12 protein-coding genes are annotated in these 16,653 nt (G+C 57.3%); 5 read left to right on the top strand and 7 right to left on the bottom strand.

Going from position 1 to position 16,653, the window contains the following annotated elements; translation table 11 throughout:
• Positions 1-9: 9 nt before the first annotated feature.
• A complete protein-coding gene (locus tag MHM37_RS15655) occupies positions 10-1,725 on the top strand; it encodes a methyl-accepting chemotaxis protein (protein ID WP_239297261.1) in 1,716 nt (571 codons plus the stop codon).
• Between the two features lie 81 nt (positions 1,726-1,806).
• Complete coding sequence (locus MHM37_RS15650) at positions 1,807-3,963, top strand: GGDEF domain-containing phosphodiesterase (protein ID WP_239297263.1); 2,157 nt, start codon at positions 1,807-1,809, stop codon at positions 3,961-3,963.
• 29 nt (positions 3,964-3,992) lie between these two features.
• Here the strand turns inward: MHM37_RS15650 and MHM37_RS15645 are convergent, their stop codons facing one another.
• The gene (locus MHM37_RS15645) at positions 3,993-5,627 is read right to left on the bottom strand and encodes an NAD+ synthase (protein ID WP_139526212.1); all 1,635 of its coding nucleotides are present in this window, start codon (positions 5,625-5,627) and stop codon (positions 3,993-3,995) included.
• A 143-nt stretch (positions 5,628-5,770) separates the two neighbouring features.
• On the opposite strand from MHM37_RS15645, the gene MHM37_RS15640 reads away from it, so the two are divergent.
• A complete protein-coding gene (locus MHM37_RS15640; RefSeq protein WP_139525689.1) occupies positions 5,771-6,031 on the top strand; it encodes a PP0621 family protein in 261 nt (86 codons plus the stop codon).
• Between the two features lie 3 nt (positions 6,032-6,034).
• Here MHM37_RS15640 and thiO read toward each other — a convergent pair whose 3' ends face one another.
• Positions 6,035-7,138 carry a glycine oxidase ThiO gene (gene thiO, locus MHM37_RS15635; RefSeq protein ID WP_239297265.1) on the bottom strand — a complete coding sequence of 368 codons (1,104 nt, stop codon included), beginning with the start codon at positions 7,136-7,138 and terminating at the stop codon, positions 6,035-6,037.
• A 115-nt stretch (positions 7,139-7,253) separates the two neighbouring features.
• Here thiO and MHM37_RS15630 point away from each other — a divergent pair, with 115 nt between their 5' ends.
• The gene (locus tag MHM37_RS15630; RefSeq protein ID WP_153843115.1) at positions 7,254-7,781 is read left to right on the top strand and encodes a GspH/FimT family pseudopilin; all 528 of its coding nucleotides are present in this window, start codon (positions 7,254-7,256) and stop codon (positions 7,779-7,781) included.
• Between the two features lie 38 nt (positions 7,782-7,819).
• On the opposite strand, the gene trxB is transcribed toward MHM37_RS15630, so the two are convergent.
• A complete protein-coding gene (gene trxB / locus MHM37_RS15625) occupies positions 7,820-8,770 on the bottom strand; it encodes a thioredoxin-disulfide reductase (RefSeq protein ID WP_139525692.1) in 951 nt (316 codons plus the stop codon).
• 270 nt (positions 8,771-9,040) lie between these two features.
• On the opposite strand from trxB, the gene acnA reads away from it, so the two are divergent.
• Positions 9,041-11,788 carry an aconitate hydratase AcnA gene (acnA, locus tag MHM37_RS15620; protein WP_239285553.1) on the top strand — a complete coding sequence of 916 codons (2,748 nt, stop codon included), beginning with the start codon at positions 9,041-9,043 and terminating at the stop codon, positions 11,786-11,788.
• A 69-nt stretch (positions 11,789-11,857) separates the two neighbouring features.
• Here the strand turns inward: acnA and MHM37_RS15615 are convergent, their stop codons facing one another.
• The 4 genes from MHM37_RS15615 to MHM37_RS15600 all read right to left on the bottom strand — a co-directional run bounded on the left by MHM37_RS15615 (position 11,858) and on the right by MHM37_RS15600 (position 16,652).
• Positions 11,858-13,537: an NAD-dependent malic enzyme gene (locus tag MHM37_RS15615; protein ID WP_239285555.1), complete on the bottom strand. Its 1,680-nt coding sequence runs from the start codon at positions 13,535-13,537 to the stop codon at positions 11,858-11,860.
• A gap of 177 nt (positions 13,538-13,714) precedes the next feature.
• A complete protein-coding gene (locus MHM37_RS15610) occupies positions 13,715-14,926 on the bottom strand; it encodes a YeeE/YedE family protein (RefSeq protein WP_239285557.1) in 1,212 nt (403 codons plus the stop codon).
• Positions 14,927-15,106: 180 nt separating this feature from the next.
• Positions 15,107-16,129: a tryptophan--tRNA ligase gene (locus MHM37_RS15605; protein WP_139525723.1), complete on the bottom strand. Its 1,023-nt coding sequence runs from the start codon at positions 16,127-16,129 to the stop codon at positions 15,107-15,109.
• Between the two features lie 49 nt (positions 16,130-16,178).
• Entirely contained in the window at positions 16,179-16,652 is a 474-nt protein-coding gene (locus MHM37_RS15600; protein WP_239297267.1) for a PilX N-terminal domain-containing pilus assembly protein, read from the bottom strand.
• Position 16,653: the final 1 nt, after the last annotated feature.

The following is a 16,653-nucleotide window of genomic DNA, read 5'->3' as shown; positions in this document are numbered from 1 at the left end:
AGACCCTGGATGACCTCCCTAATGAAACGCTTGTCTGGAACGACAATCAGCACCCGGCTAGCCGTTGGCTTCTCTATTCTGTTGGCTCTCTTGGTGCTACTGACCATAGCGGGCATTCTTCAAGTCAATCAAATCGACCGTGATTTGACCGTCATCAACGATGTCCAAGGTGAAAAGCAAGGATTCGCCGTCGACATGCGGGGCAGCGTCCATGACCGCGCGATTGCCCTGCGCGATATCGTAATTACCGCTGGTAGCGGGCGTTTGGCCGAGTTGGAAGGCGATATACGCCAGCTAGAGGAGGCTTACCAAACAGCCACCGTCGGCATGGCACAAATCAATCAAACCTCCACGGCCTCTCCGGAAGAACAACAGATTCTCGCGAGCATTCGTGAACAAGCCGAAACGACGACCCGCTTGACCGAACAAGTCATCGCTGCTCGTGAAGTAGGCAACGACCAGCAAGCCGAAACCCTTTTGTTGGAGCAAGCAGGTCCGGCTTATACCGAATGGCTCAATCGCATCAATCAGTTTATTGACCTTCAGACACAGAATAGCGCCGCTACCACCGCATCTGCCCGCGCGACGGCTTCTGGTTTCCAGCTACAAATGCTCGGATTGACGCTCTTTGCCCTACTGATTGGCGGCCTGATTGCGGTCTTCCTATCACGTCAACTGCTGCGAGAACTCGGCGCTGAGCCCTATGAAGTGAAAGCCTTTGCTCAGGCCATTGGTCGTGGCGAACTCGCCACTCAAGGTCGGCTGAAACAAGGCGATACCCGCAGCATCATGGCCTCGCAGGTCGCCATGGCGAAGCATCTGCAGGAGATCGTGGCGCAGGTGCGCGCGTCAGCAGAAGCGGTTGCCTCGAACAGCGAACAGATTGCAGAAGGCAATAACGATCTTGCCTCACGTACGGAAGAGCAAGCCAGCGCTTTGGCAGAGACGGCCTCAGCTATGGAAGAGCTTAATAGTACGGTAAAGCAAAACGCCGATAATTCCGAGCAGGCCAGCCAAGAAGCCGCTAGCGCCTCGATAACGGCGAAGCGCGGTGGGGACGCAGTTCACCAAGTGGTCGCCACCATGAACGATCTGAATAAAAGCTCACAAGAAATAGCAGGTATCATTTCGACCATCGACTCGATCGCTTTCCAAACCAATATCCTGGCCTTGAACGCGTCGGTCGAGGCGGCGCGGGCAGGCGAACATGGGCGTGGCTTTGCCGTCGTCGCTGAAGAAGTGCGTAAGCTGGCTCAGCGCAGTGCCGACGCCGCACGCGAGATCAACAACCTCATTAGCAGCAATCTAGAGCGCGTCAATCATGGCAACGAGCGCGCTGAAGAGGCGAGCAAATCCACTGAAGAGATCGTCGAAGCCATCCAGCGCGTGACCACTATCATGCAAGAGATCAGCAACGCCAGCGCCGAACAGAGTGCCGGGGTTCAGGAAGTAGGCCAGGCGGTCACCGAAATGGACCAAGTTACGCAGCAGAACGCATCACTGGTGAATGAGAGCGCGACCGCTGCCAACAACTTACGTCAGAATGCCCACCAGTTGTTAAACGCCATGGGGGCGTTCAAACTCCCTGAGTCGGCGATGGCGCCGGCCGCTCAACATCGCGCCAACCCACCCTCGATGGCAAGCAGCTATGCTCGTCCCAAGGCCCCGTCGCTACCCGCCACACGCTCCAGCGCCCCTGCCGAGCTTGAATGGGAAAGCTTCTAAATAAAACGTCTTATCTGCCGTTAATTTTTAGAGAGGCCGTGGCATGTCCGCCACGGCCCACTGCCTTTCCCAGAGGTGACGATGAAACCCTCGCAGAGCTTGTTCATGGTGTTTCTGCTCCCCATCCTGATGGTGATTCTGCCGGTTGCACTGTTGCTGGGACTGGCCACCTACATGATCAAAGAGCAGTCGCTGCAAAACTACCGGCTTCAATCCAATGATCTGGAAACCCTCGTACAAATGGCGACCTTCGATCGCCAGTTGGGCGATCTTCATCAGCGGATGAGTGAGGTTTTCAGCCGGGCGGAAGCGACCGACCTTGGCACCATGCAGCGCTACGCGGAGTACGGTCGCATCAACCAAGAGCTATCGCGTATTGGGGAAAGCGTCGATCGGCTGTCCAGCTCGCCGCTGATTTTGGACTTGAGCCAGGAAAGCGCAGCTACCCTGCAGCGCGCCTTTTATGAATACCGTCGCTTCGTCAACATGGCCAACGAGGCCGCCACCCTGAATCAGGGGGATCCCGTTTTTTATTTGCAAGAAGCCCAACGTCATTTCACGACGTTCAACCTCTTTTCTCAGCAAATTTTCGAGGCGCTTACCCATCGCGCCAGTGACCGACACCGAGAGTCTTACGCCGATCTCAACCAGTCGCGCAACTCCACGCTATGGCTGGGCTTGGGTCTCTTTGCTCTGCTGATCAGTGCCGCTTTTTTGGCCGCATGGCGCATCAACCAGCGGCTCGTCACGGTGGGCGATGCCATTTTGGCGCTGTCCGACAATCGCCGAGCGCTGCCTGACTTGCAAGCGATCGAACGGTTGAGTCAACAACACAGCGGCCCGTTAAAGCGTATTGCGCTTTCACTTCTTTCTTTTCGCGATACCGAGCAGCAGAGACGAGAAGCAGAGCGCCAAGTGCATCAATTGGCTTACTACGACACGCTCACCGACCTGCCCAACTGGCGACTGATGAAAGAGCATCTACAGCACTCGTTGGAGACCAACAGTCAAACCAACACTTACGGCGCGCTGGTGTATTTGGACGTAGACGAGTTCAAACGTATCAACGATGTCATCGGCCATCGGGCGGGAGACGAGCTGCTCATACAGATGGCGACGCGTCTTAAAACCTTGGAGCAGCAGGGCTGCACGATGGGCCGCCTGAGTGGCGATGAGTTCGTACTGATTGTGGATGGTTTGGATGCCGATAAGTTGAAAGCCGCCGAAAAAGCCGAGTTCATGGCACAGCAGATCCAGCACGCGCTGACCCAGCCTTACTGCTTGGATGGGCATCACCAGTATCTTAACGTCAGTCAAGGGCTCGTGCTGTTCAAAGGCATCGATGATAGCGTCGATCAGCTTTTTCAATACGCTAATTCAGCCGTTCACCTCGCCAAGCGTGATGACCAGAATACGATCCGCTTTTATGACCCAGCTGTACAAGCTCAGTTGGAAACGCGCACCGAGCTAGAGCGCGACCTGCGCCTCGCCATCGAGCGGGAAGAGTTCGTGCTGGTCTATCAAATGCAAGTAGATAGCCAAGGGCGTGCCATCGGTGCCGAAGCACTCATCCGTTGGCAGCACCCCATACAAGGCTTCGTATCGCCGGGCACATTCATTCCTCTGGCAGAGGAGACGGGGCTCATCATTCCCATGGGCACCTGGGTACTGCATGCCGCCTGCGAACAGCTCGCCCTGTGGGAAGCGGCTGCGCATACCAAAGACCTAGTGCTGGCCGTGAACGTCAGTGCAAAACAGTTTCAGCAGCCACACTTCGTCGAGGAAGTGGCCAAGGCATTGGAACTTAGCGGTGCGTCGCCTCACAAGCTGAAACTCGAGCTCACCGAGAGCACGGTCATCGGTCAGGTGGAAGATACCATCGCCCGCATGCACCGGCTCAAGGCACTCGGCATCAGCTTTGCCATGGACGATTTTGGCACCGGCTACTCTTCCTTGCAGTATTTGAAGCGTTTGCCGCTGGACCAAATCAAAATCGATCAATCCTTCGTGCGCGACCTTCATCAGGACGCAGATGACATGGCCATCGTCGAGACGATCATTGCCATGGGGCGCTCGCTGGGCCTTAACGTCATTGCCGAGGGCGTAGAGACCATGGAGCACTGGCGATATTTGAACGAACACCAGTGCCACGCTTACCAGGGTTATTACTTCTGCAGGCCGGTGACGCCAGAAGATATGGCTAAACAGTGCTTAGCCCCGCCCCCGGTGCTCACGTAAGCCGCCGATGCCCCATCTGAGGGCTTACGTCAATCGCCCGGCTGCCAGCCATTGACGATAGGGTAGCGGCGATCTCGCCCGAAGCCCCGCGGGGTCACTCGCACGCCTACCGGCGCCTGGCGGCGCTTGTACTCACAGCGATCCACCAGTTTGACGACCTTGTAGACATCCTCTTCCTCGAAGCCTGCAGCAATGATCGCCTCGGCACTCATGTCTCCCTCGATGTAGCGGACCAGAATGGCATCCAACACATCATAGTCTGGGAGCGAATCGCTATCCTGCTGGTCGGGCGCAAGTTCGGCGCTGGGTGGACGCTCGATCACGCGCTCGGGAATGGCCGGCGACTGGGTATTGCGCCAGCGCGCCAGGCGGTATACCCAGGTTTTATAGACATCTTTGATGGCGTTGTAGCCCCCCACCATATCGCCATACAGCGTGGCATAGCCGACAGCCATTTCGCTCTTGTTGCCCGTGGTCAGCACCATCAGGCCTTTCTTGTTGGAGATCGCCATGAGCAGCACGCCACGGCAACGCGACTGAAGGTTCTCTTCGGTAGTATCGCGCTCGGTGCCTGCAAAACTCTCGGCCAGCGTCCCCATGAAGGCTTCGACCATGGGCTCTATGGGCATCACGTCATAATGAACGCCCAGCAGGGTCGCCTGTTCGGCCGCATCCTGCTTGGATATATCCGCAGTGTAATGGTAAGGCATCATGACCGCTTGTACCCGCTGCGGTCCCAGCGCATCCACCGCAATGGCCAGCGAGAGCGCCGAATCGATGCCGCCAGAAAGCCCCAGCACCACGCCTTTGAAACCGCTCTTGTTGACGTAGTCACGCAGGCCGGTCACCAGCGCGCAGTAAAGGCTTTCCTCGGGTTCCACATCTGGCTCGATTTCGCCAGCCTGGGGTTCCCAGACGTTCGCACTAGTTTGCAGGAGCTGAATGGGCATTAGCCCCGCCTGCCAGTAGGGCGCCAGTACCTTGAGTTGACCGTTGGCATCGACACAGCTAGAGCCACCGTCGAACACCAACTCGTCCTGGCCACCGATGGTATTGACGTACACGACGGGCAATTGCACGTCTTGGGCGCGCTGTTCTAGCAAGCGCAGCCGTTCGGCGGGCTTGTCTTGATGATAGGGCGAGGCGTTCAAACTGATCAATACTTCAGCCCCCGCCTCGCGCGCGGCCTTCACGGGCACACCTTCCCACAAGTCTTCGCAAATCAGTAGACCTAACTTGGCCCCTTTATGCTCGTACACCAGCGGCTCGGTGCCCGGCGTGAAGTAGCGCTGTTCATCGAACACTTGGTAATTGGGCAGCGCTTGTTTGGCGTACTCCGCCTCCCATTGGCCGTTGTAGAGCACCCCCGCCAAGTTGTAACACTTGCCTTCACGCACGCCGGGGTAACCAATGATGACCAGCACGTCGCGGGAGATTTTTTCCGCCATCGTGGCGCGCGCCTCACGCAAGCGGGTTTCCATGGAGGGACGCAACAGTAAATCTTCCGGCGGGTAGCCGGATAAAAACAGTTCAGGAAAGACGACGATATCCGCCCCATGCTCGATCCTCGCTTCACGCACCGCTTCGATGGCACGCGCGGCGTTGCCGGGAATATCGCCGACCAGCGGGTCGAGTTGGGCCATTACCAGCGTTAAGTCTTGCATGGGCGTCAAAATCTCTTGAGAATCTTCAGAATACGGTGGCATCTACCTAGTCGCTGCATTGTCCCGCAAGGCGTGCTCAGTGGCAAAGGTCATTGTTACGAATGCCATGTCGTCGCCTTTTCCCACCAGGGGAGCCATTGAGGATGAACCTATTGATCATTCGGCTAATTATCTTTGCCGCGCTGTTTTATGTAGGCCTAAAGCTTTACGGACTCTATCGCCAACGCAAGCTGGCCCATCAGCAGCAGGCACCGTCGCGCCACGAAGGCGGCAACATGGTGCGCTGCCGCTGGTGCGACGTTCACGTGCCGGAGAACGAGGCGCTACGTGACGTCGAGCAGTGGTTCTGCTGTAGCGCTCACCGTGACCGCTTCCTACAAGAGCAGGAAGACAATCGTCGCTAGCGATCATGGCCACGCCAAGCGCTCGGCCGTTGGCTGGTAAGGTGTTGGGTCCAGCAAGGGTTTGCGCCCCAGCACTTGATCGACCAGTAGATGCGTCGAAGCAGGCGCCAGCACCAAGCCATTCCGATAATGCCCGGCATTGACAAACACATTGGGAAACTCGGGCAGCGCGCCAATGAACGGTATACCTTCCGGCGAGCCGGGGCGCAGTCCCGCCCAATGGTACGCAACAGGGCAATCGGCTAACGCAGGGATAATGTTTTCCGCACTCCGCTTGAGCGATGCTAACGCCTCTTCATCGGTGGTTTTATCGAAGCCCGCCTCTTCCAAGGTAGACCCCACGAGCAGCAAACCATCGCTACGTGGAATCACGTAGCGACCATCCTTGAGCACTACGCGCTGGACTAAACCGGGCGGCGCTTGATAAGCGATCATTTGTCCTTTGACGGGCCGAATCGGCAATCGCACGTTCAGCCCGTCAAGCACGCTTGCACTCCAGGCCCCGCCACATACGATGAACTGCTCTGCTAGCTGGTCACCTCGGCTCGTCGCAACCCCCACTACGCGGCCTTGACGCTGCAGAAAACCTTCGACACGACACGCCTCGATCAGCGTCACGTGAGACAGGGCAGCCAAACGAGCGCGCAGCGCTTGGCCCAAGCGCGGGTTGCGCACGCTGCCTAGTGTGGGCATCCAGAGCGCACTGCCTTCGGGAGTAGCAGCTTCAGGCTCTTTATGATGAACGAAAGCGGCGGTGACTCGCTCTAGCGGCTTGCCGAGTTGTCGCGCCCAGTGCAAGGCCGCCTCGTCATCGTCCACATTCAAGTAGAGCAAGCCCTTTTGCCGATACTCCGGGTCGATACCGGTCTCTTCCAACAAGCGCAGGGCTAGCGTGGGATAGGCGCCCTCTGACCAGCGCGACAGCTGAGACACCGGCTCACCATAACGCCAGGGATAGAGCGGCGAAACGATCCCGCCGCCTGCCCAGGATGCCTCTTTTCCGCAAGTTCCGCGCTCGATGAGCGTGACCCGCTGACCAGCGTCCGCTAGCTGAAGTGCCGTCATCATTCCGATCACGCCACCTCCTAAAATTAAGAGATTGCTCACAACGTTTGTCCGTTTTGGCTTACATAAAAAGTGCGCGGTGCCCCCTAGGATCAACAAGATCACGCAACGTTAACCAGCGCAACGAGCATCGCGCTCGTCGACAGGAGGTCAAGCGATGAAATGCGGTGGCACGCACGGGCAGCACTCGTCCTATCAGCGGGGGTTTACACTCATCGAGATGTTGGTGGCGATGCTGTTGATGACCGCCATGATAGCGTGGCTGACACCAAGCGTTCAGGCACTGAGTCACCACAGCCTTCTCAATAGCGAAGTAAGCCGCCTGCGCTCTGCGTTTGCCCTGGCCAGACATACGGCCATTTCACAACGTACGAAGGTGACCGTGTGTCCGGCAAGCGCAAACCTCACCACCTGTGCGTCGACGTGGGGCGACGCACTGGTCGTCATAAAGGGAGACGTCGAGGACGGCTTTCAACCGGACGATATCCTGCGCGTCTTTCCCGGGCAGGCGGCGTCTTACACCACCTATAGCCGCGGCTGGCGACACGTTCGATATAACGTGCTGGGCCATACCAGTGGCTACAACGGCAGCTTCGCGATATGCGCCACACAAGCAGAAGGAAAACGGTTGGTACTCAGCCAGTTAGGCAGGTTACGCGTGGATGAGGCACCTATCGACTGCTAAGATCGCCAACAGGTGCTCTCCTCCAGAATGCAGCTACATTAAGCAATGCCATCCAGATAGCGTTCGGCATCCAGGGCTGCCATACAGCCGCTGCCTGCCGAGGTGATCGCCTGGCGATAGATATGGTCCATCACGTCGCCACAGGCAAATACGCCCGGCACGCTCGTAGCCGTTGCATTGCCTTCACTGCCCGATGTCACTTTGATATAGCCACCGTTCATCTCCAACTGCCCTTCGAAGATGCCCGTATTGGGACTATGGCCGATGGCAATGAATAGCCCCGGCGCGTGAATCTCTTTCGTGCTGCCATCCTTGGTGGACTTGACTCTTACGCCGGTCACGCCGGTGTTATCCCCTAACACCTCCTCGACTTCGTAGAACCACTCCAGGGCAATTTTACCCGCCTCGGCTTTCTCAAAGAGCTTGTCTTGCAGGATTTTTTCCGCGCGCAGGGTATCGCGGCGATGCACCAGCGTGACCTTGGAAGCGATGTTAGACAAGTAGAGTGCTTCTTCGACCGCCGTATTGCCCCCTCCAACGACGACGACCTCTTGATTGCGGTAGAAAAAACCATCGCACGTCGCACAGGCCGACACGCCCTGCCCCATGAACTGTTGCTCGGTGGGTAAGCCCAGATAGCGTGCACTGGCACCGGTGGCGATGATCAGCGCATCACAGGTATAGGTGCCACTATCGCCTTTTAGGGTATAAGGTTTTTCAGCTAAGCTGACTTCATTGATATGATCGAACAGCACCTCGGTGTTGAAACGCTCGGCATGCTGCTTCATGCGCTCCATCAACGCCGGCCCCTGGACACCGTCGGCATCACCAGGCCAGTTATCCACGTCGGTCGTGGTGGTCAATTGGCCACCTGCCTGCATCCCGGTAATGAGCAGGGGCTTGAGGTTGGCACGCGCGGCATACACCGCCGCAGTGTAGCCTGCTGGGCCAGACCCAAGAATAATCAAACGTTCATGACGTGTTTCCATGACACCACCTTTGTCACAATTGAGCAGATAACGTTGCAAGAGAGTCTGCCTGAAATGGCGTCAAGTACAAGCGATTACAAGGGCTCGCCTACGCTATTAGGCGAAGACGGCTTGAAAGCGCACCGTGAAACACCCATGTCTGATTAATCAGCCATACTGATATTACGTCAGTCGTCGTTAAACCCCACGATGAGACCGCCATAGCCAACATCGCCATACCCAGATAAACAGTGACCGTCGCGCAACGCCAAGCAATCAGAGGAGAATGGAATGAGCAAGATACCCAACACGCTTCATACCTTGACGGCAGGAAGCCAAGAGTATCACTACTACAGCCTGCCCACGGCGGCTGAGACGCTAGGCAATATCGACCGACTGCCCAAGACGCTCAAAATCCTGCTCGAAAATCAGCTGCGTTTTGCAGACGATGAGAGCGTCGAGCGGGACGATATGCAGGCGCTGGTGGACTGGCAAAAAGAGGGCAAATCCAGCCGTGAAATTGGCTACCGGCCGGCGCGGGTATTGATGCAAGACTTTACCGGTGTGCCTGGCGTGGTCGACCTCGCCTCCATGCGCGCGGCGGTGGAAAAGCTGGGCGAAGACCCTGCCCGCATCAACCCACTCTCTCCAGTGGACTTGGTGATCGACCACTCGGTGATGGTCGATAAGTTCGGTCATCCGACGGCGTTCCAGGAAAACGTCGATATCGAGATGCAGCGAAACGGCGAGCGCTACGAATTCCTACGTTGGGGCCAGAAAGCCTTCGACAACTTCAGCGTCGTGCCACCCGGCACCGGGATTTGCCACCAAGTGAACCTGGAGTACCTAGGCCGCACGGTGTGGACCAAAGAGGAAGATGGCAAGACCGTTGCCTACCCCGACACGCTCGTAGGAACCGACTCTCACACCACCATGATCAACGGCCTGGGTGTGCTGGGCTGGGGGGTGGGCGGCATCGAAGCCGAGGCCGCCATGCTGGGCCAACCGGTCTCCATGCTCATTCCGGAAGTGATTGGCTTCAAACTGACCGGCAAACTGCGGGAAGGTATTACTGCCACGGACCTCGTTCTCACCGTGACTGAAATGCTGCGCAAGAAAGGCGTGGTCGGTAAATTCGTCGAATTTTATGGCGACGGCTTAAAAGACCTGCCGCTAGCGGACCGCGCCACCATTGCCAATATGGCCCCTGAATATGGCGCCACCTGTGGCTTCTTCCCGGTGGATGACGAAACGCTCAACTACCTGCGCCTAACCGGCCGTGAAGATAGCCAGATTGCCCTGGTCGAGGCTTACAGCAAGGCCCAGGGCCTGTGGCGTGAGCCGGGCGATGAGCCGATTTTCACGGACACGCTCAGCCTGGACATGAACGAGGTAGAGGCCAGCCTAGCGGGCCCCAAACGCCCGCAGGACCGTGTTGCACTCAAAGATATGGTCAGTGCGTTTGGCAAGGTCATGGAAGAAGACGGCAAGGCGCTGCCCAGCACCGAAAAGGGCAAACTAGCCTCTGAAGGCGGCCAGACCGCCGTGGGCATCGACCGCAGCTACGAACACGACTTCAAACACAGTGATAGCCAGACCGTCACGATGGGCGAGCAGGACTTCAGCCTGGACCCTGGTGCCGTGGTCATTGCGGCGATTACGTCGTGCACGAACACCTCGAACCCCAGCGTGATGATGGCAGCAGGCTTGTTGGCGCGTAACGCCCGTGAGAAGGGCTTGACCACCAAACCTTGGGTGAAAACATCGCTCGCGCCCGGCTCCAAAGTCGTCACCGACTATCTCGCCGCGGCCAGCCTCGACGATGACCTGGATGCGCTGGGCTTCAACCTCGTGGGCTACGGCTGTACCACCTGTATCGGCAACTCAGGCCCCCTGCCAGAAGAGATCGAAAAAGCCATCAACAATGGCGACCTCACCGTGGCATCGGTGCTGTCGGGCAACCGCAACTTCGAAGGCCGCGTTCATCCCCTGGTCAAAACCAACTGGCTGGCATCGCCGCCCCTGGTCGTTGCCTATGCACTGGCGGGCAACGTGCAGTGCAACTTGACCACCGACCCGCTCGGCCAGGATAGCGACGGCAACCCGGTGTATCTTAAAGACATCTGGCCTTCGCAGGCCGATATCGCCAGCGCCGTCGAGAAGGTGAACACCGAGATGTTCCGCAAGGAGTACGGTGCCGTCTTCGAAGGCGATGAGACGTGGAAAGCCATCAAAGTGCCGGAGGGTAAGGTATACGAGTGGCCGGAATCGACCTATATTCAGCACCCGCCCTTCTTTGAAGGCATGCAGCGGGAGCCAGACGCCATCGAGGACGTGAAGAACGCCCGCATACTGGCGATACTGGGTGACTCCGTCACCACCGACCATATCTCGCCTGCTGGCTCTATCAAGCCGGATAGCCCCGCCGGGCGCTACCTGCAAGAGCACGGCGTGAAGCCGATCGACTTCAACTCCTACGGCTCGCGCCGGGGCAACCATGAAGTCATGATGCGCGGCACCTTCGCCAACGTGCGGATCAAAAACGAAATGCTCGACGGCGTGGTAGGCGGCGAAACGCGCCATGTGCCGAGTGGTGAACAGATGGCCATCTACGATGCCGCCATGAAATACAAAGAGGAAGGCACGCCGTTAGTGGTCATTGCCGGTAAAGAGTATGGCACCGGCTCCTCGCGTGACTGGGCAGCCAAAGGCACCCGACTGCTGGGCGTGCGTGCTGTGATCGCCGAGTCCTTCGAACGCATTCACCGCTCTAACCTGATCGGCATGGGCGTGGTACCGCTGCAATTCCCGGAAGGCGAAAGCCGTGAGAGCCTGGGATTAACGGGGGATGAAGAGATCTCGATTGCGGGGTTGAGCGATTTGAGCCCCGGCGGTAACGTTCAGGTCGTGATTAAAAATAGTGACGGCGAACGTACCGTTGATGCCAAGTGCCGAATTGATACCGTCAATGAGCTGGCGTACTACCGTCACGGTGGTATCCTTCACTACGTGCTGCGCAAGATGATCGGCGCAGCCTAAAGGTACGACCTACCAATGCTTGCATCGCCCCCACCTCGGTGGGGGCTTTTTTTTGCTCGGGTGCCGAGATTAGAAGGCGCGGCGGCGATAGAAACGATACTCCGGCGACCAGCACGCAGACTCGATACGCTCGCGCAGCGCGGTACCGCTGGTTTTCAACGCGACACCGTTTTGCTGCGCCTGTGCCGCCACCTCAAAGGCTATCGATTTGCTAATGTCACGGATGCGCGACAGCGGCGGCAGCAGCGCGCCTTTACCCTCTTTCACGAGCGGTGCTTCACGCGCCAGCGCCCTTGAGGCGCTCATCAGCATCTCATCGGTGACCCGGTTGGCGTTCGCGGCAATCACACCCAAGCCAATGCCGGGGAAGATATAAGCATTGTTGCACTGGGCAATCGGATAGGTGCGGCCGTTATACACTACGGGGGCAAACGGGCTACCGGTCGCGACTAACGCTTGGCCATCGGTCCAACGAATCACGTCTTCTGGTACCGCTTCAGCCTGCGAGGTGGGGTTGGAGAGCGGCATGATGACCGGATGCTCGCAGCCTGCGTGCATGGTCCGAACGACTTGTTCGGTGAAGATACCGCGCTGACCGCAGACACCAATCAGAATCGTTGGCTTGATGTTGGCAATGGTCTCTTCAAGCCCTTGGCCATTCCACTCTGCGACCAGGGCAGGGTCATGAGCTAAGCGACGCTGAAAATCCCGCTGCCACGACTGATCCGTGGTCATGAGCCCTTCACGGTCGACGATGAAGATACGTGCCCGTGCTTCGGCTTCGGTCAGACCTTCGGCTTCCATGGCCACGACCACCTGCTCGGCAATACCACAGCCAGCAGAGCCGCCGCCCACGAAAACCACACGCTGCTGGGCAATCGTCTCTTCACGGGCTTGGCAAGCCGCCATGAGCGTACCGACCACCACAGACGCCGTACCCTGCACATCATCGTTAAAGCAGCACAGTTCGTTACGATAGCGCTCTAGCAGCGGTACGGCGTTAGCCTGAGCGAAGTCCTCAAACTGCAGTAGCACGTTCGGCCAGCGACGCTTCACGGCACAAATGAATTCCGCCATGAAGGCATCGTACTCTTCCTGACTCACCCGCTCATGACGCCAGCCCATGTACATCGGGTCATCCAGCAGCGCCTTATTGTTCGTTCCTACATCGATCATGATGGGCAGCGTATAGGCCGGACTAATCCCGCCACAGGCGGTGTAGAGCGCGAGCTTCCCAATCGGAATACCCATGCCGCCGATGCCCTGGTCCCCCAGGCCCAAAATACGCTCGCCATCGGTGACGACGATCACTTTGACGTTATCTTTGGTAGCACTGCGCAGAATGTCATCCATATGCTCGCGATCGGGGTAGCTAATGAATAGCCCCCGGTGATTGCGATAAATATTGGAAAACTCCTGACACGCCTGCCCCACCGTCGGCGTATAGATAATCGGCAGCATTTCCTCCAGGTGCTCTGACACCAGCCGGAAATAGAGCGTTTCGTTATCGTCTTGAATGGCGCGTAGATGGATATGGCGTTCGAGATCGCTATGGCACTGCTGGTACTGACGGTACACACGCTCCAGTTGGTCGTCGATGGTTTCGACTTTTTGGGGTAGTAGCCCTATCAAGTTAAACGCCAACCGCTCCTCTTGAGTAAACGCGCTGCCTTTGTTCAATAGCGGCATTTCAAGTAAAGAAGGACCGGCGTAAGGAATGTATAAGGGGCGTTTACTCGTCGTAGACATAGGCACTCTCTTTTTATGTCAATTGCTGTTGCAATGCAGCAACGCTGGGCGTTGGCGGCGTTTGAGCGTAATGTAACATGCTAGTACGACAAAGGTGGAAGAGACATAAATAAAGGGCATAAAAAAAACGCCTCAGTATTGCCGAGACGTTTTCTAGACGCCACTAATGTCATTCTTCTAACAGCTTTTGGCGACGGGTCGACGTCCCGATTCCCCATCAAAGAAGAACGGGCGCAGCTTAACACCCACCATATTCCCGGCGAACGCCGCCACCATCCATACCCAGCCGTGGAGGCTGCCAGAGGCAATACCGCTGAAGTAAGCGCCGATGTTACAGCCAAAGGCCAAGCGGGCGCCGTAACCCAGCATGATTCCACCGATCACCGCGGCCAGTACCGATTTCAGTGGAATGCAGAAGTTGGGTGCAAAACGCCCTGCCAAGCTCGCGGCGGCCAAGGCGCCAAGCATAATGCCGACGTTCATCACCGTGGTAATGTCGCTCCATACGCTGGCTTCCAGCGCGGCGGCATTGCCAGGCGATTGCCAATAGCCCCACTGGCTCACATCGCCAGCGACTAGCTCAAAGCTCTTGGCGCCCCATAGCGCAAACGCGGAGGTGATCCCCCACGGACGCCCCGCCAATGCCAGCGTGGCAAAATTCAGCAGTGCCAGCGCCACCGCGCCGGCTACCAGCGGCCAAGGACCCGACAACCAACGCTCACTACCCGGTTTATCCACTACCGGTGCCTGCTCCAAATGGCCATGGCGGCGCTTTTCCATCATCATTGTGAACGCAGCAATCGCGGCAAACAGCACCAAGCTAATGCCGATGCCTCCCCCTACACCAGCGACATTGACCAGCGATACCGGTTGGAAAGCAGGCAGGCTTTGCCACCACGCAAAGTGAGCGGTGCCAATCACCGAGCCGACAATGAAGAACACCAGGGTAATCAGCATGCGCGCGTTACCACCGCCTGCGGTGAAGAGCGTGCCAGAGGCACAGCCGCCGCCTAGCTGCATACCTACCCCGAACAGAAAGGCACCGACCAGCACTGACAGACCAATGGGGGCAACGAAGCCACTCACCTCGGTACCAAACAGGCTGCCCGCGCCGAGCGCCGGTAAGAACAGCACCACCGCAATCGCCAGCATGATCATTTGCGCCCGCAGCCCACGACCACGGCGTTCGGTAATGAAGACCCGCCACGCGGCCGTAAAACCAAACGCCGCATGGTAAAGCACCATGCCCAGCAGCCCGCCCACGATCATCAGCAAGCCGATATTAGCGCTGAACACCACGCCAATGACCAGCGAACTCAGCACAATGGCCGCCGTCGCTAAAAGAGGCACGCGATAATCGATCGGTGCCGACGTTGAGGTCGTTGCCATAATTCACCTATAAGTAACGCCAAAAGCGCCTGCAATAGCGAGGCGCTTGGCTAATTTTGAGCATAAATTATTGAACTATCGCTTTTGAGCAATAGTACTTATACAGTAATTATCATCCTAGCGCTGGCCGTAGAATGCTGAAAATTCTTAATTGGGCAGAACTTATGCTTTTAAAGAATATTAAACGAACCGCCCCAAGCCAACCGCAGAACGTAACCGGTCCATCGTGACCGTCGCCTCTTCTCTGGCACGCTCGGCGCCTTTTTGAAGTACGGCTTCGATATGTCCGGGATCTTCCATCAATGCATTATAGCGCTCCCTTGGCTCGCTGAGATGCGCGTTGAGGTAATCGAACACTCGGTCTTTCGCCTCCCCCCAGCCAATGCCTTCAGCGTATTGCTCGCGCATATTCGCCGTCTCAGCATCGCTGGCGAAAGCAGCGTAAATCTGGAACAGCGTGCAGGTATCAGGATCTTTCGGCTCACCCGGCTCGAGCGAGTTGGTTTTGATTTTTCGCACCAGCTTTTGCAGCTTTTTTTCGCTAACGAACAGCGGGATCGTATTGTTGTAGCTCTTGGACATTTTGCGACCATCCAAGCCCTTCAATACCTCGGCCTTTTCGCTCACCACCGCTTCTGGCTGAGTGAAGTACTGACCTTTGAAAAGGTGATTGAAGCGACCCGCGATGTCTCTCGCCATTTCAATGTGCTGAATCTGATCGCGCCCTACCGGCACCTTGTTGGCGTTGAACATCAGTATGTCGGCGGCCATCAGCACCGGGTAGCCAAACAGCCCCATGGTGATCCCTTTATCGGGGTCTTGGTCGCCCGCTTCTTCGTTCTCGGCCACGGCGGCCTTATACGCGTGAGCACGGTTCATCAACCCTTTCGCGCAGACACAGGAGAGCATCCACATCAGCTCAGGAATCTCATGGATATCCGACTGACGGTAGAAAATGGCGTTGTCGGTATCCAGACCCAGCGCCAGCCACGTGGCCGCAATCTCTAAACGCGACGCTTGCACACGCTTGGGCTCTTGGCACTTGATCAGCGCGTGATAGTCAGCGAGAAAATAGAACGACTGCACGCTCGGGTCTTGGCTTGCTTCGATGGCAGGCTTGATAGCGCCCACGTAGTTACCAAGGTGCGGCGTTCCGGTCGTGGTAATCCCGGTCAGCACGCGGGTTTTGGCTGTCTGACTCATGATCTGAATCCAACTGAATGAAGGTCAAAAACGATACGCTATTGTACGCTTATTGCCAAACCACCGCTGCCTCTGCTCCTACTTCATGAGGGTTTTCGCGGCGAATGAGCAGCGGCGCACTTTGTGCGATCACCGCCCCGCTCCCTTCGAAGGTGGCTCCCATGGCCATGACCCATCGCTCGCTATGGTAAATGACCGGCATATAGAAACAGCTGTGCTGGGGACAGTGATGCGATGTCGATACTTTGGCGTGCGTGCCATACTCCTCAAAACGTGCCGTCTCGGGCGCATCTAGCAGTGGAGCGCCCTGCCAATCGAGTTCCTCCCAACGGGCCAAGGCTTCTGACGCCGCCGTTTCAGATCGCATTTGCGCTTGTATCGATGCACGAAAGTTACCTGCCAAGCGCTCGTCGATCAGTGCCGTTTGCATACTGACGAGCGCCATGACCAACGCGCTGGCCAGCAGTACCATGACGATGACCAAAGCCGCGCCCTGCTGTTGCTTCACTCCGCTCTTCTCCATG

The sequence above is a fragment of the Halomonas sp. MMH1-48 genome, from assembly GCF_022348105.1.
Lineage (GTDB): Bacteria > Pseudomonadota > Gammaproteobacteria > Pseudomonadales > Halomonadaceae > Vreelandella > Vreelandella piezotolerans.
Note: the sequence above shows the minus strand (reverse complement) of the source record. Positions and strands in the feature narration are given on the sequence as shown.

Excerpts from the sequence above, each read along its gene's own strand:
- MHM37_RS15655 (WP_239297261.1), top strand. The coding sequence starts at position 10 with ATGACCTCCCTAATGAAACGCTTGTCTGGAACGACAATCAGCACCCGG.
- MHM37_RS15650 (WP_239297263.1), top strand. The coding sequence starts at position 1,807 with ATGAAACCCTCGCAGAGCTTGTTCATGGTGTTTCTGCTCCCCATCCTG.
- MHM37_RS15645 (WP_139526212.1), bottom strand. The coding sequence starts at position 5,627 with ATGCAAGACTTAACGCTGGTAATGGCCCAACTCGACCCGCTGGTCGGC.
- MHM37_RS15640 (WP_139525689.1), top strand. The coding sequence starts at position 5,771 with ATGAACCTATTGATCATTCGGCTAATTATCTTTGCCGCGCTGTTTTAT.
- MHM37_RS15630 (WP_153843115.1), top strand. The coding sequence starts at position 7,254 with ATGAAATGCGGTGGCACGCACGGGCAGCACTCGTCCTATCAGCGGGGG.
- trxB (WP_139525692.1), bottom strand. The coding sequence starts at position 8,770 with ATGGAAACACGTCATGAACGTTTGATTATTCTTGGGTCTGGCCCAGCA.
- acnA (WP_239285553.1), top strand. The coding sequence starts at position 9,041 with ATGAGCAAGATACCCAACACGCTTCATACCTTGACGGCAGGAAGCCAA.
- MHM37_RS15615 (WP_239285555.1), bottom strand. The coding sequence starts at position 13,537 with ATGTCTACGACGAGTAAACGCCCCTTATACATTCCTTACGCCGGTCCT.
- MHM37_RS15610 (WP_239285557.1), bottom strand. The coding sequence starts at position 14,926 with ATGGCAACGACCTCAACGTCGGCACCGATCGATTATCGCGTGCCTCTT.
- MHM37_RS15605 (WP_139525723.1), bottom strand. The coding sequence starts at position 16,129 with ATGAGTCAGACAGCCAAAACCCGCGTGCTGACCGGGATTACCACGACC.
- MHM37_RS15600 (WP_239297267.1), bottom strand. The coding sequence starts at position 16,652 with ATGGAGAAGAGCGGAGTGAAGCAACAGCAGGGCGCGGCTTTGGTCATC.